18 protein-coding genes and 1 pseudogene are annotated in these 24,280 nt (G+C 61.1%); 8 read left to right on the top strand and 11 right to left on the bottom strand.

Going from position 1 to position 24,280, the window contains the following annotated elements; genetic code table 11:
* Positions 1-46: 46 nt before the first annotated feature.
* On the bottom strand, positions 47-946 hold the full coding sequence (gene yedA, locus SLW75_RS21855; RefSeq protein WP_065988340.1) for a drug/metabolite exporter YedA: 900 nt from the start codon (positions 944-946) through the stop codon (positions 47-49).
* A gap of 519 nt (positions 947-1,465) precedes the next feature.
* On the opposite strand from yedA, the gene SLW75_RS21850 reads away from it, so the two are divergent.
* Positions 1,466-3,811: a DUF4214 domain-containing protein gene (locus tag SLW75_RS21850; RefSeq protein WP_410935416.1), complete on the top strand. Its 2,346-nt coding sequence runs from the start codon at positions 1,466-1,468 to the stop codon at positions 3,809-3,811.
* A gap of 21 nt (positions 3,812-3,832) precedes the next feature.
* On the opposite strand, the gene SLW75_RS21845 is transcribed toward SLW75_RS21850, so the two are convergent.
* The 3 genes from SLW75_RS21845 to SLW75_RS21835 form a co-directional block, all read right to left on the bottom strand.
* Complete coding sequence (locus tag SLW75_RS21845) at positions 3,833-4,447, bottom strand: PolC-type DNA polymerase III (protein WP_065988342.1); 615 nt, start codon at positions 4,445-4,447, stop codon at positions 3,833-3,835.
* A gap of 75 nt (positions 4,448-4,522) precedes the next feature.
* The gene (locus tag SLW75_RS21840) at positions 4,523-5,002 is read right to left on the bottom strand and encodes an NYN domain-containing protein (protein ID WP_192133557.1); all 480 of its coding nucleotides are present in this window, start codon (positions 5,000-5,002) and stop codon (positions 4,523-4,525) included.
* Positions 5,003-5,257: 255 nt separating this feature from the next.
* On the bottom strand, positions 5,258-6,082 hold the full coding sequence (locus SLW75_RS21835) for a DUF2076 domain-containing protein (RefSeq protein ID WP_065988344.1): 825 nt from the start codon (positions 6,080-6,082) through the stop codon (positions 5,258-5,260).
* A gap of 189 nt (positions 6,083-6,271) precedes the next feature.
* On the opposite strand from SLW75_RS21835, the gene SLW75_RS21830 reads away from it, so the two are divergent.
* Both SLW75_RS21830 and SLW75_RS21825 read left to right on the top strand, forming a co-directional pair.
* Positions 6,272-6,925 carry a YciC family protein gene (locus SLW75_RS21830; RefSeq protein WP_410935415.1) on the top strand — a complete coding sequence of 218 codons (654 nt, stop codon included), beginning with the start codon at positions 6,272-6,274 and terminating at the stop codon, positions 6,923-6,925.
* 4 nt (positions 6,926-6,929) lie between these two features.
* Positions 6,930-8,024 (top strand): endonuclease/exonuclease/phosphatase family protein, encoded by a 1,095-nt coding sequence (locus SLW75_RS21825; RefSeq protein ID WP_410935414.1) that lies wholly within the window; start codon positions 6,930-6,932, stop codon positions 8,022-8,024.
* A gap of 93 nt (positions 8,025-8,117) precedes the next feature.
* Here the strand turns inward: SLW75_RS21825 and SLW75_RS21820 are convergent, their stop codons facing one another.
* Together SLW75_RS21820 and hrpB are read right to left on the bottom strand one after the other, a co-directional pair.
* Entirely contained in the window at positions 8,118-10,181 is a 2,064-nt protein-coding gene (locus SLW75_RS21820; RefSeq protein ID WP_410935413.1) for a TonB-dependent siderophore receptor, read from the bottom strand.
* A gap of 195 nt (positions 10,182-10,376) precedes the next feature.
* A complete protein-coding gene (hrpB, locus tag SLW75_RS21815) occupies positions 10,377-12,908 on the bottom strand; it encodes an ATP-dependent helicase HrpB (protein WP_410935412.1) in 2,532 nt (843 codons plus the stop codon).
* A gap of 475 nt (positions 12,909-13,383) precedes the next feature.
* On the opposite strand from hrpB, the gene SLW75_RS21810 reads away from it, so the two are divergent.
* The 3 genes from SLW75_RS21810 to SLW75_RS21800 are packed head-to-tail and all read left to right on the top strand — an operon-like array spanning position 13,384 to position 15,540.
* Positions 13,384-14,142, top strand: a complete 759-nt coding sequence (locus SLW75_RS21810) for a hypothetical protein (RefSeq protein ID WP_410935411.1) — start codon at positions 13,384-13,386, stop codon at positions 14,140-14,142.
* 43 nt (positions 14,143-14,185) lie between these two features.
* A complete protein-coding gene (locus SLW75_RS21805; RefSeq protein WP_065988349.1) occupies positions 14,186-14,611 on the top strand; it encodes a polyribonucleotide nucleotidyltransferase in 426 nt (141 codons plus the stop codon).
* Positions 14,612-14,634: 23 nt separating this feature from the next.
* Positions 14,635-15,540, top strand: a complete 906-nt coding sequence (locus tag SLW75_RS21800; protein WP_410935410.1) for a cation diffusion facilitator family transporter — start codon at positions 14,635-14,637, stop codon at positions 15,538-15,540.
* 256 nt (positions 15,541-15,796) lie between these two features.
* On the opposite strand, the gene SLW75_RS21795 is transcribed toward SLW75_RS21800, so the two are convergent.
* The gene (locus SLW75_RS21795; protein ID WP_369320126.1) at positions 15,797-16,531 is read right to left on the bottom strand and encodes a DUF6515 family protein; all 735 of its coding nucleotides are present in this window, start codon (positions 16,529-16,531) and stop codon (positions 15,797-15,799) included.
* Positions 16,532-16,546: 15 nt separating this feature from the next.
* Between SLW75_RS21795 and SLW75_RS21790 the strand changes: the two are divergent.
* Together SLW75_RS21790 and SLW75_RS21785 are read left to right on the top strand one after the other, a co-directional pair.
* Positions 16,547-17,026 (top strand): annotated as a pseudogene (locus tag SLW75_RS21790) (hypothetical protein); the annotation flags it as partial.
* Between the two features lie 398 nt (positions 17,027-17,424).
* On the top strand, positions 17,425-17,907 hold the full coding sequence (locus SLW75_RS21785; protein ID WP_296315060.1) for an Lrp/AsnC family transcriptional regulator: 483 nt from the start codon (positions 17,425-17,427) through the stop codon (positions 17,905-17,907).
* 76 nt (positions 17,908-17,983) lie between these two features.
* Here the strand turns inward: SLW75_RS21785 and SLW75_RS21780 are convergent, their stop codons facing one another.
* The 4 genes from SLW75_RS21780 to SLW75_RS21765 all read right to left on the bottom strand — a co-directional run bounded on the left by SLW75_RS21780 (position 17,984) and on the right by SLW75_RS21765 (position 24,162).
* Positions 17,984-18,616 (bottom strand): pseudouridine synthase, encoded by a 633-nt coding sequence (locus SLW75_RS21780; protein ID WP_410935409.1) that lies wholly within the window; start codon positions 18,614-18,616, stop codon positions 17,984-17,986.
* Positions 18,617-18,715: 99 nt separating this feature from the next.
* On the bottom strand, positions 18,716-20,179 hold the full coding sequence (gene amn, locus SLW75_RS21775) for an AMP nucleosidase (RefSeq protein ID WP_410935408.1): 1,464 nt from the start codon (positions 20,177-20,179) through the stop codon (positions 18,716-18,718).
* Between the two features lie 93 nt (positions 20,180-20,272).
* Entirely contained in the window at positions 20,273-21,919 is a 1,647-nt protein-coding gene (locus SLW75_RS21770) for an acyl-CoA dehydrogenase family protein (protein ID WP_410935451.1), read from the bottom strand.
* A gap of 287 nt (positions 21,920-22,206) precedes the next feature.
* A complete protein-coding gene (locus tag SLW75_RS21765) occupies positions 22,207-24,162 on the bottom strand; it encodes a 7TM diverse intracellular signaling domain-containing protein (protein WP_410935407.1) in 1,956 nt (651 codons plus the stop codon).
* Positions 24,163-24,280 lie beyond the last annotated feature (118 nt).

Here is a 24,280-nt window from a genome sequence, read left to right as displayed (position 1 = left end):
AAAAAGGTCAGCGCACAAGAGTCTGTAGAAGACAATGGCGCGTAGTTTACCCTTTCTGCAACGGTTTCTGCTTGCGCCACTGCGGCAGGCCGATGAGCACGACGGCGCTGATGATCACCGCCATCGCTGCACCTTCCGCCCAGCCGATGTGTTCGCCGGCGAACAACACGCCGAGCAACACCGCCACCGCCGGGTTGACGTAGCAATAGCTGGTCGCGGCGGCGGGTCGCACGTTCTTCAGCAGGTACATGTAGGAGCTGAACGCGACGATGGAGCCGAACACCACCAGATACGCCATCACCAGCCAGCCCGACAGGCCGGGGGATTGGGTCATGCGTTCGCCGCTGATGAAGCTGCCGAGCAACAGCACCGCGCCGGCCACCAGCATTTCGCAAGCACTGGCCATGGGTCCGGCGGGCAATGGCAGGTAGCGGCTCCACACCGAACCGAACGCCCAGGTCGCGGCGGCGAAGATCACCAGCGCCGCGCCCATGGGGCTGGCTTGCAGGTTCGAGCCGAGGTTGAGCAAAGAAATGCCGACAAGGCCGAGCAGGATGCCCGCCCATTCCAGCCCCGTGTTGCGATGGCCCCAGAACAGGCCGAACAGCAAGGTGAACAATGGCACCACGGCTACTGCCAACGCTGCGACACCAGAAGCAACGCCTGCGTGCTCGGCCAACGTGACGCCGCCATTGCCGCAGGCGAGCAACAGAAAGCCGATCATGCCGGCGGATTTCCACTGTTTCCAGGTGGGCATCGGCGCGCCACGGAAGCGCATGAAGGCGAACAGGATGGAGCCGGCGATGGTAAAGCGCACCCCGGCCATCATGAGCGGAGGCCAGGTTTCGATACCGATGCGGATGGCGAGATAAGTTGAGCCCCAGATCACATAAAGCGCGAAAAAGGCCCCGATGAGCAGCAGGGGAAAACGGCGGGCGGCAGGCATGAATGGCTCTAGTACAGTCGTTTATTGTGGGACTGATTCTAGAAATCTCAGGGCCGCCGGCGTCAGTTACAAATGTGGTTTATTCGACCCATACACTTTTGCTGGCGAGGTGTTCGCAGCCGCTCACGAGGGCGCGGCAAGATGATCGGGAATTGAAAGTACGCAGTAAGCGATAGGCGCCATGACAGCCCGGCTGGCAGCCTGCCGACAACGCCTGCCCGGCCATCGCCCTCCTCCAGCCTCTCCCAGCGGTATTTCGTCGGCCCTGGAAAAAACCGCCTTTAGTCGCCAGAAAGCATGCCGACAACCTCATCAGGAATGGGCACTAGCGTCTTCGACCGTGCCCTGCCGTACCTTCTCGAAGAGCCACACCCTCGTCAAGACCAAGGCGGGTCAACGCGCGTGAAGGTCATGTAGCCCGTTTTCAAAGCTGGCTCAGCGGATTGAACTCATCACCGATCCCTACCCGATTATTGCGTCATTGACCTGGCCAGGCCTGCCTTGCCCCGGAGTTTCTACATGTGTTCGATGTGCGATGCGCTCACCCAACTCTGGACGGACGGAGCGAACAGCCAGGGTGTGAGCCAACAGACAGCCACCAGCCAGGCGACGCTTGGGCACCTGACGCTTGATCAGCAAGCCAACTACCTGACTGATGGCTATTGGCACGACGCCTATGGCGGTTCCCAACACCACTTTGACGTGCACGCCGGTGGGTCGCTCACCGTCAACCTGGCCAGCTTGAGCGCGAATGCTCAGGTTGTTGCTCGATATGCGCTGCAAAGCTGGACCAATGTCAGCGGCCTGAAATTTGTGGAAACCACCGCTGCCGCTGCGATCAATTTCAGCGAAAACAAAAGCGGTGCGTATAGCAGCTCCAACTATGCAGGCAGCATCATCTCGAACAGCAGCGTCAACATCGCTTCCGATTGGGTGAAATACGGTTTGTATTATCAGCAAACCTACATTCATGAAATCGGCCACGCGCTGGGGTTGGGCCATGCGGGCAATTACAACGGGAGCGCGACCTTCCCCAACAATGTTTTCTATCAAGAGGACAGCTGGAAATACTCGGTAATGTCCTACTTCAGTCAGGACGAGAATACCTATTCCAATGCCTCTTTCGGCTATGTCGCTACGCCTATGCTGGCGGACATCGTAGCCATCCAGTCACTGTACGGCACCGCCGTTACCCGCACAGGTGACAATACCTACGGTTTCAACAACAACGCCGGAACCGACTTCATGCCAGGTCTGGTGGGCACAATTTATGATGCGGGCGGCAATGACACGATCAACGTCGGCACCTATGCCGGCGCTCAAACAGTCGATCTGAGAAGTGAAGCTTTTTCCAGCCTGTACGGCGGTGTATCGAACATCGCCATCGCGCGCGGTACGGTTATCGAGAACGCCATAACGGGTGCAGGCGCGGATACGCTGATCGGCAACGCCAGTGACAACTTCCTCAATGGCAACGCGGGCAATGACCAGTTGTTTGGCGGCGATGGCAATGATCGGCTGATGGGAGGGGCGGGTTCGGACATGCTCAATGGTGGCAACGGCTTAGACACCGCCTTGTATACCGAGGCAGGTGCTCGCTACTTTGCACACTACGATGCCGCGCTTGTGAGTGGTGCCAGCCTCAGCGTTCATGACGCGCAAACGTCCGATGTGGACTCGCTTTCAAGCGTCGAAAAGCTGGCTTTCATGGACCGCAATGCCAGTGTCGACGAACTGCTGATGGCTTTTCACAGCCGGTATGGCGCCTTTAATGCCGAGAGCGACGCCACTGTTTCATTGAGTTTTGGCATGGACCTACATCACACAGCGCTCACCGAGGATCAGGCTTACGTTGCCAGGCTCTACTCATTGTTCGGTCGGACGCCCGATTATCAGGGCTTGAATTATTGGCTGACGCATCAGGCGATGGGCAGTTCGGATGCAGAGATTCGCGATGGCTTTCTGAATTCCGCTGAAGGGATACAGCGCTTCAGCATGCTTGGTAGTCGGGACTTTGTGCTTGAGCTCTATCAGAATGTACTGCATCGCACAGGCGATGATTCAGGTGTGTCGTACTGGAACACGCTGCTGCAGCAGGGTTTGAGTCGAACAGCGGTTGCTGATGGCTTCCTGAATTCGCGCGAGAGCCATGACTTCTCGGAGGGCGAGGCAGGCTACATCAGGATCGTGGCTCATAACGCCTGGAACAATCTGGATATGGTGGTGGGCAAGGGCGTGGCCACCGGCACGGCTGGCGACGATCAGATCAGCGAGCAGGAAGTCAGGCTTGACGGCAATGGGGCTTCGCATCTGGCGGGCAATGCCGGTATCGACACCTTTATTTTCAACGACGCTGCATCCGCCTACACGATCAGCGCGCTCGATACCGATACGCTATCCCTTAGTCGTTCCACGGGAGCTGCGGCGACGTTCGACCTGAGTGGCTTCAATGTGCTGGATTTCGCAGATCGCGAACTGTTCGTTCTCGACTCGGCGCAGGCAAGTATTGGTCGTCTGTATTCCATCCTGGATCGTGCTCCCGATATCGAAGGCCTGAAGTTCTGGCTGTCTCACGGCGCCGCAGGCGAAACCGGTGCCCAGATTGCGGATGGTTTTGTGCAATCTGCCGAGTTTTCCCAACGCCTGCCCGATGGCAGCAACGCAGCCTTCGTCGAAAATCTGTATCACAACGTCTTGGGCCGAGGCAGCGACGCTGGCGGCCTTGCCTATTGGGTCCAATCGCTGGACGGCGGCACGAGCCGTGGGCAGGTCGCATTCAATATCGCCAACTCCCCGGAGTCTGCTGCACTGACCCAAGGCGATGCCGGCTTCATTCACCTGATAGGGCATGCTGATTGGGTTTGAGCCACCTGCGCCACAGTCTGGCTAGAGCCCCCGATGCTTGCTGATGGCATCCGCAATCTTCTTCGCCGGGACTTTTTGCAGCGTGCAGAGTAACTGGTGGGAAACGCCGGCCAGACCGTGGGTGTCGCGCAGCTGGTGGCCCAGGTGCAGCGTAAGGTTGGCGGCCATTTCCGCGTCGGCCATGGCCCGGTGAGCCTTGCCGGTGTGGGGCAAGCCGGCCCAGCTGGTGAGGGTGCCGAGTTTGTGGTTCGGCGCGTGAGGCAGGAGACGTCGCGCCAGCAGCATCGAGCAGGCGAAGCTTTGTACGCGATTGCGCTTGATGCGTGACAGCTCGAAGTCCCAGAACTTCTGGTCAAACGAGGCGTTGTGCGCCACCAGCGGCGTCAGGCCGACGAACTCGGCGACCTCGTTCATGACCCGGTCAGCCGGCGGCGCCGTGCGCAGCATGCTGTTGCTGATGCCGGTCAGGGACTCGATAAAAGACGGGATGCGCACGCCAGCGTTCATCAGGCTTTGATAGCGCTCGACGATCACGCCCTGCTCCACGATCACCACGGCGATTTCCGTGGCGCGGCAGTAGCTGCTGGGGGAAATGCCGGTGGTTTCGAAGTCGATGACGGCGATACGTTCTTGCATGGCGTGGCCTTCAAATAGCGGGGTGGTGCGTGGACGTGAGATGTATCGGGCGGCCTGATCAGCGCGCTGCTGGTATCAATTCTTGAGCAGCAACCCGCCCTCGATGGGCACATAACGACTGGCCGCGCGGATCAGCGAGTTGGCGGTCAACCCCGGCACACCGTAGGCAATCGCTTCGACGCCGTGCTTGCTGATGATGCGCTCCAGCAACAGATCGAAATCGCCATCGCCGGACGCCAACACTACTTCATCGACATTCGGCGCGACGTCCATGATGTCGATGGTGATGCCCACGTCCCAGTCGCCTTTGGCCGAGCCGTCACTGCGCTGGATGTAGGGCTTGAGTTTGACGGTAAAGCCGAGATTGCGCAGGATCTGCTGAAATTGCTGCTGCTTGCTGTCGCCACGGTCGATGGCATACGCATACGCCTCGACGATCTGCCCGCGCTGGCTGATGTCAGCCCACAGGGCAGCGTAATTGAAGTGACAACCGTGAGCCTGACGCACTGTGTAATACAGATTCTGTACGTCGGCGAAGACCGCGATTCTTCTCACCCAAATTCCTCGATGCGCTGACAAGCGACAGGGATCCGAAAACCGGACCGGCGCTCAGTATGCCAGTTTGGGGAAGGGATAGAAGGATTGGGTGGAGGGTGCGGTTGTGCTGCGCAGACCTGATCCCTATAGAAACAATCCTGAGGGAGCGAGCTTGCTGGCGAAATGGCTTGGCCATCCGCCGACTCTTCAGCGACTGAAATGCCGCCTTCGTGAGCAAGCTCACTCCCACAGGGAGGGCGTTAGCTGCGGCTATCAGACGAACGAATCGTCGTCGTCAAACATGCCGCCACCGGTGTCGCTGCCGTAATCGGTATCGGCGAAGCCATTGGAATCACTGCCCCAGGCGTCATTCCCGGTGTTGTCGTTGCCAGTGACGCGCTGCTGGTCGTCACCCCAACCACCGCTGCCGCCCTGATCATGTTCAGCGGCAGGCTGGGCCGGCTGCTCCTGGATGATCTCGACGACTTCCTGCGGTTGGCTGTTGTGGTGGAACAGGCTGCTGATGCCTTCCGCCAGCATCACGCCACCGGCCACGCCCGCGGCGGTTTTCAGTGCACCACCGAGGAAACCACTGCCGACAGGCGCCGCCGGTGCCTGTTGCGGTTGGGCATAGTTTTGCGGTGGCTGAGCATAGTTCTGCTGCGGCGCGTTGTAAGGCGGCGCGCTTGCAGGGCCACTTTCGCGCCAGCCGCCCGACGAAGGCTGCGGATTCGATGGACGCGAGAACGACGAAGCCGGTTGCTGAGCCTGAGGCTCGCGCGAACCGCCACCAAAGATGCTCGACAGAAACCCGCCGCCACTGCCGGACGGCGCAGGCGCCGCGGATTTTGACCGTTCCAGCTCAGCCCGCAGTTGTTGAATCTGCTCGTCGCGCTGACGGTTCTGGGCCTCCAGCTGCTTGATCGCGACTTCCTGCACCAGAATCGACTGCGCCATGTAATAAGGCGCAGCGGGCTGGCGAGTCAGGTGCTCCTTGATCAGCGCTTCGGCCTGCGCATCACGGGGGGCCGATTCGGTTTCTGCTTGCTTGAGCTTGCCAAACAAGCCGTCGATCAGGGTTTGTTCTTCGCTGTTCATGGCGACCTCGTTAGATTGCCGTAGGAATTCTGTTCTGAGCCATTGCTCAGGCATAGCCAGTAATGGGGCTGTTCAAGGGCGTTTCAATAGCATGTAAAAAAAGTTAAGAAGGCTCGCAGGTCGCGGCCGGTTGGCCGGTTCTGCGGCGCTACGTTACAGTGTTGGCCTGCTTATCCTTGTGATCCGTTCATGAATCCGCTGACCCTTCTGCAAGACTCGTTTTACTTCTTCCGACGCAACTTCGGCAGCATTCTTACGCTGTGCCTGCCGCTGGTGGTACTGGAGGCCCTGACCAAACAGCTCGTCGGCTTCGGGGCGAGCACCGGGGCCGCGCCACTGTTGGTCGGGCTGCTTTTCTACCCGCTTTATACCGGCGCGCTGATCCTGTTTATGGACGCCAAAACCCGTGGCGAAGATCCGGTCAAATCCAACCTGTGGGCCGTTGCCTTGCGCCTGTGGCCCACCTTCGCGGTGCTGACGGCGCTGAGCACGCTGCTGATCATGGCCGGCATGTCGCTGTTCATCCTGCCGGGTGTGTGGGTGATGATCAAACTGGTGCTGTCGGAATACCTGCTGGTGTTGCGCGGGATGGGGCCGCTGGAGGCGATGCGCGAAAGCTTCAGGATGACCCAGGGCCATGTGGTGCGGATTTTCGTCTGCGTGCTGTGCGTTTACATCCCGCTGTCGCTGCTTGAGGCGCTCAGTTATTACGTGCTGCCGGACCAACAGAGCCCGGGGCTGTCGATTGCAGTGGACAGTATTTCCAGCTTCCTGCAGTTGTTTATCAGCGTGGTGATGTTCCGGTTGTTCATGCTCATCGACCCACCTGCCCGGTCGGCCTGACAAGATGGCACGCCCGACGCGGTATCTGCTTTACCTCGCGGTGTGTGTCGGGCTGTTCGGGATACTGCTGTATGACGTGACCTGGCACCCTGCCCGACACGAGAACGCGGCGGTGTCCTGCAACGCGATGGACGGAAAGCCACCGGTATTGGCGCCGGGTCAGACGCTCACAGTGATGACCTGGAACATCCAGTACCTGGCCGGCAAACGTTATGTCTTCTGGTACGACCTGCCCGACGGCAGCGGCCCGGATGAACGGCCAACGCCTGAAGACCTTGCGTACAACCTGGATGAAGTGGCGCGGGTCATCCGCGACGAGCAGCCGGACATCGTCTTTCTGCAGGAAGTCGACGACGGCGCGAAGAACACCGACTACGGCAATCAACTGGCCCTGCTCCAGGCGCGCGTCGCCGACCTGTACCCGTGCAGCAGCGAGGCGTTTTACTGGAAGTCCGACTTCGTGCCGGATCAACACATCTTCGGCAGTGTCGGCCGCAAGCTGGCAAAGCTGAGCCGCTACCAGATGGACAGCGCCGAACGCCTGCAACTGCCCTCGCCGTCCGGCCATTTCATCAGCCGACTGTTTCAACCCCAGCCTGCGCTACTGGTCAGCTACCTGCCGCTCAAAGATGGCGGGCGCCTGGCAGTGACGAATACGCATTTAAGCGATGCCGAATCGGGCGGCGACGTGCAACAGCGACAGGTCGCGGCGGTTAGTGGGTTGCAACACGCCTTCGAGAAAAACGGCACGCTGTGGATCACTGGCGGAGATTTCAGTTTGCTGCCACAGGGGCAATATCAGCGGCTACCTTCCGGACAGCGCGCGCCGTATTCGGCGGAGAGCGAGCTTCGGGGCTTGTGGGAAAGCTTCCCGATGATCCCGAGCAATGAAGACGTAGCCGGTGAGGATCGTCGCACGTGGTACACCCGCTTCCCCAACGACCCGAGCATCAGCGGCCCGGACCGGACGCAGGACTTTCTGTTCTACAGCCCGAAGCTGAAGCGGGTGGAGGCGCGGGTGAGGCAGGCGGATACCCTGTTGATCTCTGATCACATGCCGGTGATTGCGCGATTCAGGGTACCGGCGAAGGTCGAGTAGAAAAGCGCCTCTAAAGCCTGCTTCCCAGGTGCATGGCAGGGGCGCTTGATCTGAACAGACCAGTGCTGGATTGCCCGGCACCGGTCGCTGCAATCAGAACGTGACGCTGGCCGTCAGCCGCGCGGTTCGGAGCGCCCCCTCCTCGACCTGGAGCGTGCTGCTGCCCGTGGTGGCCGGGTAGTATTCCTTATTGAACAGGTTGTCGATGTTCAACTGCAGGCTGGTCTTGTAGTCATGGGTGGGCAAATCCCAGCGCACAAAGGCATCGGCCGTTGTGTAGCTGTCCAGCCAGAAGCTGTTGGCGTCGTCCCCCGGCCGCTCTCCGACGTATCGGGCACCTGCACCGACATGCCACTTACCGGTTTCGGCAGGCAGTGCGAGTTGATGGCTGAGGTACAGGCTCGCGGTGTGCATCGGCGCATTGGGCAAGCGGTTGCCTTCCTGCTCGGGTGACTCTTCGTTTTTCAGCACTTCCGTGTGGTCATAAGCGTAGGTGCCGATGATGCTCCAGTTACGCGCTATCTCTCCGGTCACATCCAGCTCAACCCCTCGTGAGCGGGCCTTCCCCACCGCTTCGTCGATGCTGTCGCCGTTGCTCTGCAGCACGCTGTTCACAAGGTTCTTCTTGACGATGTCATACACGGCCAGGTTCACGTTGAGCGCCTGGACCGGGCTGTATTTGATGCCGACTTCGTAGCTGCGACCTTCGGTAGGCTTGAAGCTGTTGCCCGCATCGTCGGCATCGTTAGGCACGAAGGAACGGCTGTAGTTGGCGTAGAGCGCAACGTTGTCGGTCGGCTGGTAAACAATCCCGCCAAAAGGGAGAAACTTGTCGCCGTTGGAGTCGGCGCCCGGTGCGTACGAACTGCCCAGCCCCTGATCGCTGTATTGATCCCAGTGTTCCTGACGACCCCCGAATACCAGAATCCAGCGATCATTGAGGTGCCAGTTGTCCTTGAAGTATGCCGACGTGGTGACCAGGTTATTTTCGGCGTTGCTCTGGACCGCGCTGACCGTCGAAGGCTCAGCCAGATTGCCGTAGGTGGGGTTCTGAATGTTGAGGTTGCCGGCGGTGCTGCTGGCATTGCGATAGGTTTTACCGCGGTATTTATCCAGCGACTCGTTGTCCACCCCGACGACGATCTCATGCCTCTGGCCGAACAACTGCTGATCGCCTATGAAGTCCAGAGCGGTATAACGGCTCTCATAATCGTAGTGTCCGCCGTTGGCAATCCGGCGCAGGGTATCGCCTTTCAAGGTGCTCGGCTGTGCAATCGCCAGGCTGTAACGATCCTCGGTCCATCCGTAGGTCAACCGGCTTCGCCAGGCGTCATTGAGCTGGTACTCGAACTTCGCGGTGGTGCTTTGGCTGATGCCGACGGTCTTGGCCCAGCGCTCATCCAGACGGTCGCGGTAACTGATGTCGGCCGGGTGGCCATTGGCGAACACGGTGCCGCGGTCAAAGGGGCTCGCGTAATCGTTGTAGGTGTAGGCCAGCGAGAAACTGGCGCGGTCGCCCACCCAGGCGATCGAGGGCGCAATCAGCGTGTGCTCATCGACACCATAATTACGCCAGTAGTCCTCGTGGGAGCGCTCGGCAACCAGCCGATAAGCCAGGTTGGTATCGCCCAGCGGCCCAGTGGTGTCCAGACCAAACGTCCCGCCGCCTTCACTGTAACCAGACCCGGTCAGAGTCGTGCTTTGGGTGAATTGCGGCTGCTTGCTGATCACATTGATCAGCCCGCCCGGCTCCAGCGCGCCGTACATGAGCGATGCCGGGCCTTTCAACACTTCCACGTGATCGGTGGTGGCGCCGAGATTGCGGCCGATCGCCGAGCGGACCCCGTCCCGCAAGATAGAGTTGTCGTCGTTGCTGCCAAATCCGCGCTTGATGACAGCATCCTTCGTGCCCCCCAACGTATTCGTCTGGCTCACACCACTGACAAAGCGCATGGCGTCGTTGAGATCTTTGACCTGATAGTCATCCAGGGTTTGCGCAGTGACCGTGTTGACGGTCTGTGCTTCATCCCGATTCTGGGTGGAGGTCTTGCTGGCCGTACTCCCTTCAGAAAGCGTATAGCTCCCCGAGCCGTCAGCTGCATCGCGTGTGGACTGGATGACACTGGGCGCCAGCTCGGTAACCGTCTGAGCGGCCATTGCAAGACCAGGTAGGGCAGAACACAGCAGGACCGATGCATGAGTCCGGTTAAAGAGCTTGACCACGAGCTGACTCCGTAATGAGAAGAACGCTAATGCGATTCGTTACTATTACACGGGTTGAACTCGTATTTACCTCACATGGCTGATGAAGTTTTTTTTGATCCGCTCGGGGTCATGCCTTTGTGCAGCCGATCACTTCCTCGGCTTCACCCGCGCGGTCGGTTCGGCGATCAACGGATCGTCCGGCCAATAGTGCTTCGGATACCGGCCTTTCAAATCCTTCTTCACCTCGGCATAGGTGCTGCGCCAGAAGTTGGCGAGGTCCTGGGTGACTTGCACCGGGCGGCGTGCGGGGGACAGCAGGTGCAGCTTGACGATCTGCCGGCCGTTGGCGATGCGCGGGGTGTCGGCCAGGCCGAAGAGTTCCTGCAGGCGCACCGCCAGAATGGGCGGGGACTCGCTGTAATCCAGGCGCACTGATGAACCCGACGGCACGGTCAGGTGATGCGGCGCCAGTTCGTCGAGCCGCTGGGGCAAGGGCCATGGCAGCAGGTTGTGGAGGATCGATGACAGGTCCAGATTGCCAAAGTGGCTCAGTCGCGTGACCTTGCCCAGGTACGGCAGCAACCAGTGCTCCAGCGTCGCCAGCAAGCCATCGTTGCTCACGTCCGGCCACTCGCTTTCGCTCAGCTTTTGGAGATCCATCTGACGCAACAGGCCGACTCGCGCCTGCCACTGGCGCAGCTCCGGTGTCCATGGCAGCAGCTCCAGCCCTTTGCGCCGCACCAGCGCCAGCAACGCCTGCCCCCGTGCTGAATCGTCCAGCCCGGTGAGCGGCTCGCGGCTGATGATCAGTTCACCGGCCTTGCGCTGACGTTCGGCGCGGAATACGCCCTCGCGCTCGTCCCAATCCAGTTGATCGAACTGCGTCACCTGTTCGGCGAGCACTGTGTTGAACAGGTCGGGATCGAACTCGGCGGCCAGATAAATACGCTCCTCGCGCTGGCCCTGGCGGCTGCCCAGGTCGGCCACCACCAGCCACGGCTGTTTCATCAATGCGTCTGGCTCGGCGAACAAGGCGGCACGTCCGTTGGCGAGTCGATACTCCGCGCCGCCAGCACGGCGTTGCTGTGCAACGCGATCGGGATAGGCGAGCGCCAGCAGCGCGCCGAGCCAGCGCGGGTGATCAGGATCGGCGACCGGCTTCCGGGCCGCGCCCCTCAGATAACCCCGATATTGGCGGGACAACTGCCGCGCTCGCTGCACGCCGCCCTGTGCGCCTTTCGCGGCGCGTTCTGCCCCCGCCAGCAACGTGAGCCGACTGTGCAGATCGGCACCGGCGCCGCGCAGAATGTCGCGCTCGCCCAGCAATGCAGCGACATCGCACGCCAGCGGCCCCAGGCCCAGTTCATGACCGCGCAGCAGCAAATGGGCGATTCGTGGATGAGCGGGCAACTCCGCCATCGACTGGCCGTGAGGGGTGAGTTTCCAGTCTTCGCCCGGCTTGCGCGTCAGAGCGCCCAGCCGAGCCAGCAGGTCTTGCGCCTGGGCGTACGCGGCGGCAGGCGGCAGGTCCAGCCACGTCAGCTGCGCCGGTTCGACGCCCCACCGCGCCAGTTGCAACGCCAGGCCGGCGAGGTCGGCCTGAAGGATTTCCGCCGCGCCGTAGGCCGCCAATTGATCGTGCTGCGCTTCGGACCACAGTCGATAACAGACGCCCGGCTCAAGCCGCCCTGCCCGACCCGCACGTTGAGTGGCGCTGGCCCGGGAAATCCGCTGGGTGTCGAGGCGCGTCATGCCGCTGCCGGGATCGAAACGCGGCACCCGCGCCAGCCCCGCGTCGATGACCACCCGCACGCCATCAATGGTCAGGCTGGTCTCGGCGATGTTGGTGGCCAGCACGACTTTGCGTTTGCCCTTGGGCGCGGGTTCGATTGCCGCGCGCTGAGCGCTCAGGTCAAGCTCGCCATGCAGCGGACACAGCAGCACGTCGCTGCGATCGCCCACCGCTTCAATCAGTTGCTGATTGACGCGACGGATTTCGGCCTGCCCCGGCAGGAAAACCAGCACGCTGCCGGCCTCATTGCCCAGCGCATCGAGCACGGTCTGCACCACCCGCGGCTCGATGAACTCCCCCGGCTGAAACGGCCGCCCCCACTGCATCGACACCGGGAACATGCGCCCTTCGCTGCTGATCACCGGCGCATCGTTGAGCAAGCTCGACAGCCGCGCGCCTTCGAGCGTCGCCGACATCAGCAGAATCTTCAGCGGCTGCTCGTCACGAAACAGCGCGCGACCGTTCAGGCTTAGCGCCAGCGCGAGATCGGCGTCGAGGCTTCTTTCATGAAATTCGTCGAAAATAAGGAGGCCGACACCTTCCAGCGAAGGGTCCTCCTGCAAGCGCCGGGTGAGAATGCCTTCGGTGACCACTTCAATGCGGGTATTGGGGCCGACTTTGCTGTCCAGACGAATCCGATAACCCACCGTCTCGCCGACGCCCTCCCCCAGCTCGCTCGCCAGTCTTTCAGCAGCAGCACGAGCAGCCAGACGCCGTGGCTCAAGCATCAGGATCGTTTGTCCACCCAGCCACGACTCGTGCAAAAGCGCGAGCGGCACCCGGGTGGTCTTGCCCGCGCCCGGCGGCGCTTCGAGCACGGCCTCATCCCGGTCGGCAAGGGCCTGGCGCAAGGCAGGGAGAACGGCATCGATGGGCAAAGAATTCATGGTGGCTCCCAGATCAGCCGGGGAGTATACCCACGAGCATCGCAGGCCCCCAGCCTGTGTGGGGATGCGTTTGCGAAGGCCGCCAGAGAACAGCGTGCTGCCGATTCTCAAACGCCAGAAACAAGGAAGCCCCGCAAGCGGGGCCACAACTTAACCTAGTCTCATCACCGTTTCAAAAGCCCGGGAGTGGAGGTGCTAGGGCAGCGACGCAAATTTATCACAGAACAGAGCAACGTCAAATCCGAAGATGGGTTCTCAACGCAGTGGCTTTCCTGCCTTGGATTATTTCTCGCTATCAGCGGTGTCTTGATCTGGCAGCGGCATTGCCGTGTGAAGTGAACGAAACCCGCACGCACTGCAGACCGCCTCAGCGGCGGCTTAGCTTCAATGGAGATCCCACGGCGTGTAAAATTTCGGCTTTTCGCCCAAGACAGTTCTTGGCGGCAGTTTGGTTTCCAGGAAGGTTAATTTAGCTATGGTTTGGAACACGCTGGAGGCAAAGCTCTCCACTCCCCGGATGTCCCGTTATCTTCAGAAGAATCAGAACAAGCACGACCGGGCAGCGGAAGCGTATGTCCACAACATGAAAATTGCCGAATCTCTGGTCTCGATTTTTCATGTGCTTGAGGTATCCCTGCGCAACGGCATACAGAAGGAGATGGCTATCGAATACAACCGGCTCGACTGGTATGAAGAGTGGAATGACCCTGCCGACGCAGACCTTCAAAAACTCTACAACAAGATCGCCGATGCGAAGAGAGCCCTCGGTGCGCGCAGGGTTAAGGCTAGCCCCGACAATATCGTGGCAGAACTCAGTTTTGGATTTTGGACATCCTTGTTCAACCGCGCAACCACCAAGAAGCTGTCCAAACCTCTGATGAGAGTTTTCTATTCGTGCCCTAAAAGCATGCGTCAGCCTGACAAGATGCGTACACGACTGAATAAGGGGCGCGACTTGCGAAACAGATGTTTCCATCATGAGCCGCTGCTTTGGCAGCCGCTTATGGATATACACCGAGATATTTTGGAGGTCGTGAAATGGATGGACCCAAGCCTGCATGCTTGGGTCCAGGGCCATGACCGGGTTGCGTCGACCGTACACGAATGGATGACATGGAGAGACGCGCCAGTACCCTCACCAACCCCGTGTCAACTCCAAAGCGCCCCAGCATCAACCTGTTTTGCTCATCCCCCCAACGAACTGTCTTCCCCCACGGATACTCTTATTGATTAGGCATTTGCCTTGTATAGTTGCGCCTTCTTCTGAGGAGATCCCCATGCGCATTCCTTCCCGTTTGATTGGCGGTGTTCTGGTCGCCACCCTGCTGACTCAACTGACTGCCTGCGGCAGTATTTTCTACCCGGATCGTCGCGGCCAGATTCAGGGCAGCGGGCGAATGGACCCGGCGATCGTGATACTCGACGCCATCGGCCTGTTGTTCTACATCATTCCCGGCGTGATCGCGTTCGGCGTGGACTTCGCCACTGGCGCGATCTATCTGCCAGGCGGCACTCACGCTCAGATCGATCCGCAAAAGCTTGAACCGGCGGTGCGCACTGACGGCACCGTCGACAACGCCAAGCTGCAAGCCATCATTCAAACAGAGCTCGGCCGTACCCTGCCGCTGGATGATCCTCGTCTGATCCAGCACAAAGGCAGCACCCAGCAGCTTGCCTCCCTGGGCCTTGTACCGTCCGCTTGAGTCTGTGATTTAAAGGAAGCGCCATGAGCACCAGCCCCGAACACGCCCGCTTATTGCGTCTGGCAACCCGCGCCTCGCTTGCCGTGGCGAGCATTCTGATCGTTGCCAAAGCGGTTGCGTGGTGGCTCAGCGGCTCAGTGAGTCTGCTGGCCGGCCTTACGGACTCGATGCTCGACGGCGCTGCGTCTTTCCTCAATCTGCTGGCCGTGCATTACGCGCTGCGTCCCGCCGACGATGATCATCGCTATGGCCACGGCAAGGCCGAGGCGTTGTCGGGCATGGCCCAGGCGCTGTTCATCGCGGTAAGTGCGTTTTTGATCGGCTTTCAGGCGGTGGACCGCATCCAGCACCCCCAGCCCCTCGGCGCTCCCGGGTTGGGTTTGCTGGTGATGGTGTTGTCGATTGGTCTGACGATTGCCTTGCTGATGTTGCAGCACCGCGTGGTAAAGGCAACCGGTTCGGCGGCGATCCGCGCCGATTCTCTGCATTATCGCTCTGACCTGCTGCTCAACTTCAGCATCATGCTGGCGCTGGGCTTGGCCTATTTCGGTTACTCACAGCTGGACGCTTATTTCGGTCTGGCCATCGCGTTCTACATTTTGTGGAGCGCGATTTCCATTGCCCGGGAAACGGTGTCAGTGCTGATGGACGCTGAGCTGCCTGTCGATGTCAGCGCAAAAATGCTCGAGCTGGCCCAGGGCGTGCCGGGTGTGCTGGGTGCCCACGACCTGCGCACGCGGATTTCGGGCAATCACTGGTTTGTGCAGCTGCACCTGGAGTTGCCGGGCACGCTGACGCTTTCAGTGGCGCACGATTTGTGCGAGCGGGTGGAAGCGGCGATTCAGGACGAATTCCCCAAGGCCGAAGTGCTGGTACACGCGGATCCGCAGGAAGTGGTGGGGCGTGAGGATGGACCGGTTTTGAATTGACACGGGCGTAGGACCGGCTTTAGCCGGGAACGCGTCTGGTGTCATACCGCAAATCTAATGGCGCGGGCACTGGCCCCTTCCCGGCTGAAGCCGGTCCTACTATCGGTGTGTACTTTAGTGGGACTGGCTTTAGCCGGGAAGGCGTCGGTTGTCACACTGCAAATCTGATGGTGCTCAATCCGGCGTCTTCCCGGCTGAAGCCGGTCCTACAGAAACAGTGCGCTGCGCATTTTGCATCCCAGGCTACATACCGCACTCACTGCTGAATGCTATACCCCCGCCCTGCATAACAACTGGCCATCGCCTGACGGTAGACACCCAGCACTTCCGGTGCCGGCTGATAGGCCGCGCCTGCCGGGTCGAAATTGCTCTGCTGCACGGCGTAGCGGTAGCAGTCGTAGCGGTCCTGTTCGATTTCCTGTTGCGGCTTGCCTTCGGGCGGATAGGCGACAACGTCATAGGGATTCGCGGCCTGCTGAACGGGCTGCGGCTGCTGCGGCGAGTACACCGGTTCGACGTTCTGGGGAGGCTCGGCGACCACATATTCCTGGGTGTTCTGCTCGTAGGTGTAGTAAGTGCCGGCGGCGACGAAGAACAGCGCACTGCCAAGCCAGACCTGTTGAGCGTAGTCAGGCAGATAGCGCACGCGGACACCCCGTGGGGGCTGGACGACCACATAACGCGGGCCCTGTGGGCGATACCAGTAGCCGCCTGAGTAGAAGTAGTCCCCGCCGCGATACGGCACGCGGGAATATCCGCCCGGCATGCGATCGATTTCGTAACCCGGGCGATAGCGCGGGCCCGAACCCCAACCATCGCCATGACCACCGGGACGGCCGGGCTGCCAGTTACCGTTATCAGGACGACGGTCGCCGTCGCGCCAGCGGTTGTCTCGGGGCTGGTCGCGGTAGAAGCCCTGCCGCGGCTCCTGGGTCTGAACCACTGTGTCCGGCCGACCCTGAATCGGCAGGCCGCCTTGGCGATCCTGCAACTGACGCTGTTGTTGCTGCTGCTCTTGCTGGCGTCGTTGCTGATCCTGCTGTTGCTGGCGCTGTTGCTGCTGTTGCTGTTGCTGCTGTTGGCGTTGATCGTCGCGAAGGTCGCGCTCGCGTTCCTGCTGCTGGCGCTGCTGATTGGCGCGCTCTTGCTGGTTCTGCTGAATCTGGCGGTTTTGCTGCAGCTGCTCCTGCTGCCGCTGCTGCTGTTGTTGCTGCTGCTGCGCCTGCTGTTGGCGTTGCTGCTGACGCTGCTGATCGTCGGCAAATCCGCGCTGCTTCTCCTGCTGCTGACGCTGCATCTCGAACCCGCGCTGTTGCTGTTGGCGCTGCTGCTGTTGTTGCTGTTGTTGCTGTTGCTGCTGATTATTGTCGTCGGCCCACACCTGAGCACCGATGCTCAAGGCCAAGAGACTGACACCTGCCAAACGCCAGATGCGCGTGTTCATGCTTTCCTCACTGCGGCGCGGATACCTGTTGATAGGACTGCTAGTCGGGTGCGCCGTTCGCCGCACTCTATCAGCGTGGCGGATGAAACTGTAGAAGCACCACTGCGGCCTGAGCTGAAAGGCAGGCACAAAAAAAGAGGGCTCAATGGCCCTCTCTGGAATGCTTCGTCCTGGCTCGACGCTTTTGACGCCGGCTCACCTCGCATCGTCTTCTGGACAGTGCGTAGCCCGGTGGCCTGCTCAACCCTGTCGGGTTGGAGACCGCGGCTGGCCTGATTCGGCGGGCCGCGCTGGACGCTGTGTCCGGGCAGTGATTCTGGTTAAAAGAATAGGCTTTGCGGAACGACACAGGATTGCGAATATTGCTGATGAAAACACCGCTTGCGCAATAATTCGCTTCAGATGAATAATCCTGCGCAATCCATTCAATAAAGGCGCTTATGGTGAGCAAGCTCGACAGATATGACTTGAGTATTTTGGCCGAACTGCAAAAGGACGCGCGCATTTCCAATCAGGAGCTGGCCGAGCGCATTGGCCTGTCGCCTTCACCCTGCTCGCGGCGCGTCAAACAGCTGGAAGATGATGGCTATATCGTCGGCCAGGTCGCGCTGCTGGACCGCAAGAAGCTGGGCCTTAGCCTGACGGCCTACGTGCTGATCGGCATGGATCGCCACACGCCCGACCGCTTCGAGAATTTCGAGCAGCACATCCGTAACCTGCCGCAGGTGCTGGAATGCAGCCTGGTGACCGGTATCGATGCCGACTACCAGCTGAAGGTCGTCGTCCCGGACATGGATCACTACCAGAAATTTCTGCTCGGCCACCTGACCCGCATCGACGGCGTGACCAGCGTGCGCTCCAGCTTCGTGCTCAATCAGGTCCTAGCAAGCACCGAACTGCCGCTCGTGCATTTGCGCGGCTGAGCGGCACCGGCGCAGATACAGGTTTTTGTGGGAGCGACCGGGGTTGCGTTTGCTTCGCGAGGGCCTGTCTGTTCACTCAAAGCTTCGCCGGCACTTCCCGCCACTGTCCCTGATCCAGCCCATCAAGGCTCCAGTCTCCAATCCGCACACGCACCAGTCGCAACGTCGGCAGGCCGACCGCTGCGGTCATCCTGCGCACCTGGCGGTTGCGTCCTTCTTTGATCACCAACTCCAGCCAACTCGTCGGCACGCTTTTGCGAAATCGCACCGGCGGGTTGCGCGGCCACAGTTCGGGTTCGTCCAGTTGCCGGGCCTGGGCAGGCAAGGTCGGGCCGTCGTTCAGCTCGACGCCGTCACGTAGCTTTTGCAGTTGCTCTTCCGTCGGCTCGCCTTCCACTTGCACCCAGTAGGTTTTCGCCAGCTTGTGCCTGGGGTCGGCGATGCGCGCTTGCAACTGGCCGTCGTTGGTCAGCAGCAGCAAGCCTTCGCTGTCGCGGTCCAGGCGACCGGCCGGGTAGATGCCAGGGATCTCGATGAAATCCTTGAGCGTCGCCCGGCCCTCGCCATCGCTGAACTGGGTCAGCACGTCGAAGGGTTTGTTGAACAGAATCAGCCGAGGTTCGGCGGGCGGTGCTTTGGCGACACGCCGAGGCGCACCGGGACGATCGGGTGAAGGACGGCGGGGATCAGGACGTTGATTGCGGGGCATGGGAAACCGGTAGAGATGACGGAAACGGAAAAGACCACTAAACAGAAAGGGCCACTTTAGTGGCCCTTTCGTTGAACGCCTAGCGCCTTAACGGAGCCCTTAGCGGAACGGCGGTTCGTCGAAGCTGCGCAGCTTGCGCGAATGCAGCGAGTTGAGCTGCGTGCGCATCAAGTCCAGCGCGGCGATGCCGATCTTCAAATGCTGGGTGACCGCACGCTCGTAAAATGCGTTGGCCGAACCCGGCAGCTTGATCTCGCTGTGCAGCGGTTTGTCCGAGACACAGAGCAAGGTCCCGTAAGGCACCCGCAGGCGATAACCCTGGGCGGCGATGGTGCCGCTTTCCATGTCCACCGCCACGGCGCGAGACAGGTTGATCAGCGGCCGCTCCTGAGCCCAGCGCAGTTCCCAGTTGCGATCGTCGTAAGTCAGGACCGTGCCGGTGCGCAGGCGCTTCTTCAGATCGTCGCCGCGTTCGCCGGTGACTTGGGCGGCTGATTCCTGCAACGCCAGCTGCACCTCGGCCAGGGCCGGGATCGGAATGTTCGGCGGCAGCACGCGGTCAAGAATGCCGTCGCGACGCATGTAGGCGTGGGCGAGGACGTAGTCACCGATGGTCTGCGACTGACGCAGGCCGCCGCAGTGACCAATCATCAGCCAGCAATGCGGACGCAATACCGCGAGGTGATCAGTGATGTTCTTGGCGTTGGAGGGGCCAACGCCGATGTTGACCAATGTCACGCCATGGCCGTCTTCGGCGATCAGGTGGTACGCCGGCATCTGGTAACGGTGCCAGACCACGCCGGAGACGATGGCCTGGGCTTCGCCGTAATCCATGCTCTTGTCGACAACAACGTTGCCCGGCAGGACCATCTTCACGAAGCGCGGGTCGTCGCGCAGTTTTTCCAGGCCATGCACGATGAACTGGTCGACGTAGCGGTGGTAGTTGGTCAGCAGGATCCACGGCTGAACATGGCGCCAGTCGCTGCCGGTGTAATGCACCAGACGGCGCAGCGAGAAATCCACCCGGGCGGCGTCGAACAGCGCGAGCGGCAGCGGATCGGTGTTGGCCCAGTCGTACAGACCGTCGGCGATGCCATCGGTGGCCGCCGACAAATCGGTGCTCGGGAAGACACGCGCAAGGGTCGCGGCGGTGACGCCGGTACCGGCCAGCTCATCGCCCTGCTCGACCACGTAGGGGTACGGAATGTTCTGTTCGCTGACGCCCACTTCCACCGTCACGGTGAAGTCGTTCATCAACGGCACAAGCTGTTCGAGCAAATATTTGCGGAACGCCGCCGGGTGGGTGACGGTGACGCTGTAGGTGCCCGGCAGCTGAACCTTGGCGTAGGCGCGGGTGGTCAGCGGCACTTCGCCCTGGCAGTGATAGGTCAGACGCAGCTCGGGGTAGCGGAACGTCAGACGCTCGGCGGCAGTCGGTTCGACGCGGTCTTTCAGGTAGCGCTTGAGCGCCTGGCTCAAGGCGGTGGTTGCCCGTGCGTGGAGCTCAGCGAGCCGGTCCACGACGTGTTCGGCAGTTTCTACGACAATGAAAGCTTCGGTCACGATGCATATCCTTCTTATCTTGCAAGCGCATATCTTGCCTGCAACAGATGACGAAGGCACGAGTTGCCTGTGGCAGACGCGGCAATGGACGCGTTATAGCTGCGGCGATGACCGCGCGACCAGCGCCTGAACATCCACCCCGCGCGGCAAGGCGCCGTAGACGCGCCCCGGCCGTTCCAGGCGCCCGGCAATAAATCCGTCGCTGACCACGGCATTGCCCGCTTCCAGCAGCAGTTTTGCCTGCAACGCGACGGCGATGTCTTCGGTCAGTTGCCGGGCGCGGTACTGGATGTCGCCGGTGTCCTGAAAAGCCTTTTTCAAGCCATGAATATGCGCGGCCAGACGCTTGTCGCCATGACCGTCGCCAAGCTCATCGAACAGCGCATCCAGCACGCCCGGTTCTTTGGATAACGCCCGCAGGACGTCCAGGCACTGCACGTTGCCGGAACCCTCCCAGGTCGAATTGACCGGCGCCTCACGGTAAAGGCGCGGCAGAATGGTGTCCTCCACATAGCCTGCACCGCCCATGCATTCTGCCGCTTCGTTGATCATGGCCGGCGCGCGCTTGCAGATCCAGTACTTGCCCACCGCTGTCACCAGTCGTGCGAAACGGGCTTCGTGGCCGTCATCCAGACGCTCCAGCGAGCGTCCCATGCGCAGGGTCAGTGCGAGGGCCGCTTCGCTTTCCAGTGCCAGATCGGCGAGCACGTTTTGCATGAGCGGCTGCTCACTGAGCAAGCGACCACTGACGCTGCGGTGGGCACAATGGTGCGCGGCCTGGGTCAGCGCCTGACGCATCAGCGCGCTGGAACCGGTCATGCAATCGAAGCGGGTCATCGCCACCATTTCGATGATGGTCGGCACGCCGCGCCCCTCCTCGCCCACCATCCACGCCAGGGCGCCGCGGAATTCCACTTCGCTGGAGGCGTTGGACCAGTTGCCCAGCTTGTTCTTCAGCCGCTGTATGTAGAACGCGTTGCGGGTGTCGTCCGGGCGATGGCGCGGCAGCAGGAAACAGGTCAGGCCCTTGTCGGTCTGCGCCAGGGTGAGAAAGGCGTCGCACATGGGCGCTGAACAAAACCATTTGTGCCCGACCAGCTCATACGCCTGACCGGGTCCGGGCTGGCCAACCGGATGCGCCCGCGTGGTGTTGGCGCGCACGTCGGTGCCGCCCTGTTTCTCGGTCATGGCCATGCCGATGGTGGCGCCGGCCTTGTGGGCGATGCCGACATTGCGCGGGTCGTAGTGGGTGGCGAGGACCTTCGGCAGCCAGGTTTCGGCCAGGTCCGGTTGAAGGCGCAGGGCCGGGACGCTGGCGAAGGTCATGGTCAGCGGACAACCGCTGCCGGCTTCGGCCTGGGTGTGCAGATAGCTCATCGCCGCGCGGGCGACGTGGGCACCTTCCCTGGGATCGGTCCACGGCAGCGACGGGATGCCGTGCTCGACGGCGGTTTGCATCAACTGGTGGTACGCAGGATGAAACTCCACCAGATCGATGCGATGGCCGTAGCGATCATGGCTGGCGAACACCGGCTTGTTCTGGTTGGCGAGAAAACCCGCTTCCATCAACGGGCCGCCGGCCAGCGCGCCATAGGCGTCGATTCTGTCTTGCGCCCAGCCTGCTCCGAAACGTCGCGACCACTCCTGCAGCGGCAGGTCGATGCGGTACAGGTTGGTGCCGTCCAGGGAAGGCGGCTGATTGGTGACCTCGTGGGTCTCGGCGAACTGATGCAGATTGATGGGCTGGTCCATGAGGCGACTCCGGTCCGGGCAGCACGCGGCGGTTGTGCTGCTGAACTAGTGAATCACGCACACTGCGCCGGCGACAGCGCCATAGAAGACGAAATCACGGCGGTTTTGCCTTGTGGGCGCACGATCTCGGAATGGATGCAGATCAACCGTAGGAGCGTGGCTTGTCCCGCGATCTGGCGCGGAGCGGCAGCACACTTGGCATCGATTTCTCCTGATCCACCGCATGCGCCGATTCGACGACCGGTTCCCGGCCGATCGCAGGACAAGCCACGCTCCTACACCGATTGCGTGGCGATCTGCACATCCAGGCTCAAGCGGAACTGGCTGCCATTGCCCGGTTCGGACTGATGGCTCAGGCGCCCGTCCTGCAATTCAATCAACTGTCGGCAAATCGCCAGGCCGATGCCAAGCCCGCCGTATTCCCGCGTCGTCGATCCATCCACTTGGAAGAAGTTGGCGTACAGCGTTTCTTCATCAAGTCGACTGAAGCCGATGCCGGTGTCGATGACGTCGATCACCAGCCGCACGTGCTCGGCGTCTGGGCGCTGGCCGTTGACGCGGATTCTGATCGAACCGGTTTTGGTGAACTTGATCGCGTTGTCCAGCAGGCACTCCAGGCACTGGCGCAACTTGACGCCGTCACCTTCAAGGCTGTCCGGCAGCGTTTCGTCCAGCTCCACACTCAGCGCCAACGCCTTGCTGCGGGCCAGCGGCTCGAAGCCACTGCGCAGCTGAAACAGCACATGACGCAGGCTGAACGGCTCGCTACGCACAGTCACCCGACCGGCTTGCAGTTCGGTCAGCGTGAGGATGCCGTTGACGATGCCCATCATGCTTTGCGCCGAATCGGCGGCGGTCTGGCGATACAGCTCGATCTCGCTCTGCGCCGCGTCCATCTGCATCAATTCCAGCGAACCGATCACGCCGTTCATGGGCGTGCGCAGTTCATGGGTGAGCGTCGCCAGAAACTCGTCTTTCAATCGGTTACTCACCGCCAGTTGCTGGTTGAGGGTTTCAAGCCCCTGCTGAGATTCCGCCATGATCTGCGCCTCACGCTCGCGCATGGCATTGATGCGGTCGGCCAGCGCCAGCGACAGCAATGCCACCTCGATCACCGAACCGATCTGGCTGGCGTACATGGTCCAGAAGTTATTGGGCAGATGCCCCAGCAGCATGGTCGCGTTGACCACCCCGCCGATCAGGAACGCCGACCAGCCGATGATGAAGTACCGCGCGACCCGCCGGCCCTTGAACCACGCCGCCAGCCCGATCAACAGCACGACGGGCGTGAACAACAACACCAGCCCGGTCACCAGGCGCAGCGCAACGCCGTAATCCATGCTCAACGCGAGGGCCATGATCACCGCGGCGCAGACCATCATCACCCGCAACGGCACGTCCAGCCAGCGACCGAGGCTCGGCGTCTGCAGGAATTTACGGGTGAACTGGCTGGCAAACAGAATCGCGGCGGCGATGAGGAAGGTGGTTGAGGTATTGGCCCACCACGGGTTATTCGGCCAGAAATACTCGATCGCCGCGCCGTTGACCGACACCTGATACAGGCCGAAGAAGGTGATGTAGAGAATGTAATACAGGTACGCGGTGTCGCGCACGCTGAGGTAGATGAACAGGTTGTAGACGAGCATCACCGCCAGCACGCCGTAAATCATGCCGAGGATGTACAGCCGCGACGGCTGCTCTTCTATATAGGCGTGACTGGCCCACAGATTGAGCGGCGCCTGCACCGAGCCGTGGCTGGCGACGCGCAGGTAAACGGTCTTGGTTTCGTGGGCGTTCAGGTTGAGATCGAACACGTAGTTGTTCTGCTTAACCTGCCGGCTGGCAAACGGCAGCATGTCGCCGGTCTGCCAGGCCAGACGGGGTCGCGCGTCGCCGTCGCCGAGGTAGAGATCAACATGGTCCATCGGCGGGTAGGCCATTTCCAGCAGCCAGTCGGCGGACGCCAGCGGGTTGCCGGGGCGATACGTCAGACGCACCTTCAGCCAGAAAGCGGAGCGAGAGTACCCGGCGTTGAGCGACTGACCGGCAAGCGGTTGGAAGCGTGAGGCGCCCTCAGGGGACGAGACTTGCTGGATGGTTGCATCGCCGGTGGGGTCTTCGAACACTTGGGTGTCGCGCCCCAGTGCCAGGCTGCGGGTCTTTTCATCAAAATCGACGGCGCTGGCGAACATCGGCAACAGGCAGAGCAGGAAGATCAGCACCAGGCGCATGGGGCACCGCCTTGGCACTGATGAAGTCCACGAGCTGCCGTGGGCAAATCGCACGGCTTCGCAATTCGGCGAGCGACCGCTGTATCGGTCGAATAGGTCAGCGGGCAACGCACTTGCA

This window comes from Pseudomonas sp. W5-01 (assembly GCF_046540435.1).
GTDB lineage: Bacteria > Pseudomonadota > Gammaproteobacteria > Pseudomonadales > Pseudomonadaceae > Aquipseudomonas > Aquipseudomonas graminis_B.
This window is presented reverse-complemented; position numbering and strand designations above follow the sequence as displayed.

Bases quoted from the DNA above. Each gene is read 5' to 3' on its own strand.
- SLW75_RS21835 (WP_065988344.1), bottom strand. From the start codon at position 6,082: ATGAACAGCGAAGAACAAACCCTGATCGACGGCTTGTTTGGCAAGCTC.
- SLW75_RS21805 (WP_065988349.1), top strand. From the start codon at position 14,186: ATGCGCATTCCTTCCCGTTTGATTGGCGGTGTTCTGGTCGCCACCCTG.
- hrpB (WP_410935412.1), bottom strand. From the start codon at position 12,908: ATGAATTCTTTGCCCATCGATGCCGTTCTCCCTGCCTTGCGCCAGGCC.
- SLW75_RS21785 (WP_296315060.1), top strand. From the start codon at position 17,425: ATGGTGAGCAAGCTCGACAGATATGACTTGAGTATTTTGGCCGAACTG.
- SLW75_RS21820 (WP_410935413.1), bottom strand. From the start codon at position 10,181: ATGGCCGCTCAGACGGTTACCGAGCTGGCGCCCAGTGTCATCCAGTCC.
- SLW75_RS21845 (WP_065988342.1), bottom strand. From the start codon at position 4,447: ATGCAAGAACGTATCGCCGTCATCGACTTCGAAACCACCGGCATTTCC.
- SLW75_RS21800 (WP_410935410.1), top strand. From the start codon at position 14,635: ATGAGCACCAGCCCCGAACACGCCCGCTTATTGCGTCTGGCAACCCGC.
- yedA (WP_065988340.1), bottom strand. From the start codon at position 946: ATGCCTGCCGCCCGCCGTTTTCCCCTGCTGCTCATCGGGGCCTTTTTC.
- SLW75_RS21850 (WP_410935416.1), top strand. From the start codon at position 1,466: ATGTGTTCGATGTGCGATGCGCTCACCCAACTCTGGACGGACGGAGCG.
- SLW75_RS21765 (WP_410935407.1), bottom strand. From the start codon at position 24,162: ATGCGCCTGGTGCTGATCTTCCTGCTCTGCCTGTTGCCGATGTTCGCC.
- SLW75_RS21830 (WP_410935415.1), top strand. From the start codon at position 6,272: ATGAATCCGCTGACCCTTCTGCAAGACTCGTTTTACTTCTTCCGACGC.
- SLW75_RS21810 (WP_410935411.1), top strand. From the start codon at position 13,384: ATGGTTTGGAACACGCTGGAGGCAAAGCTCTCCACTCCCCGGATGTCC.
- SLW75_RS21825 (WP_410935414.1), top strand. From the start codon at position 6,930: ATGGCACGCCCGACGCGGTATCTGCTTTACCTCGCGGTGTGTGTCGGG.
- SLW75_RS21780 (WP_410935409.1), bottom strand. From the start codon at position 18,616: ATGCCCCGCAATCAACGTCCTGATCCCCGCCGTCCTTCACCCGATCGT.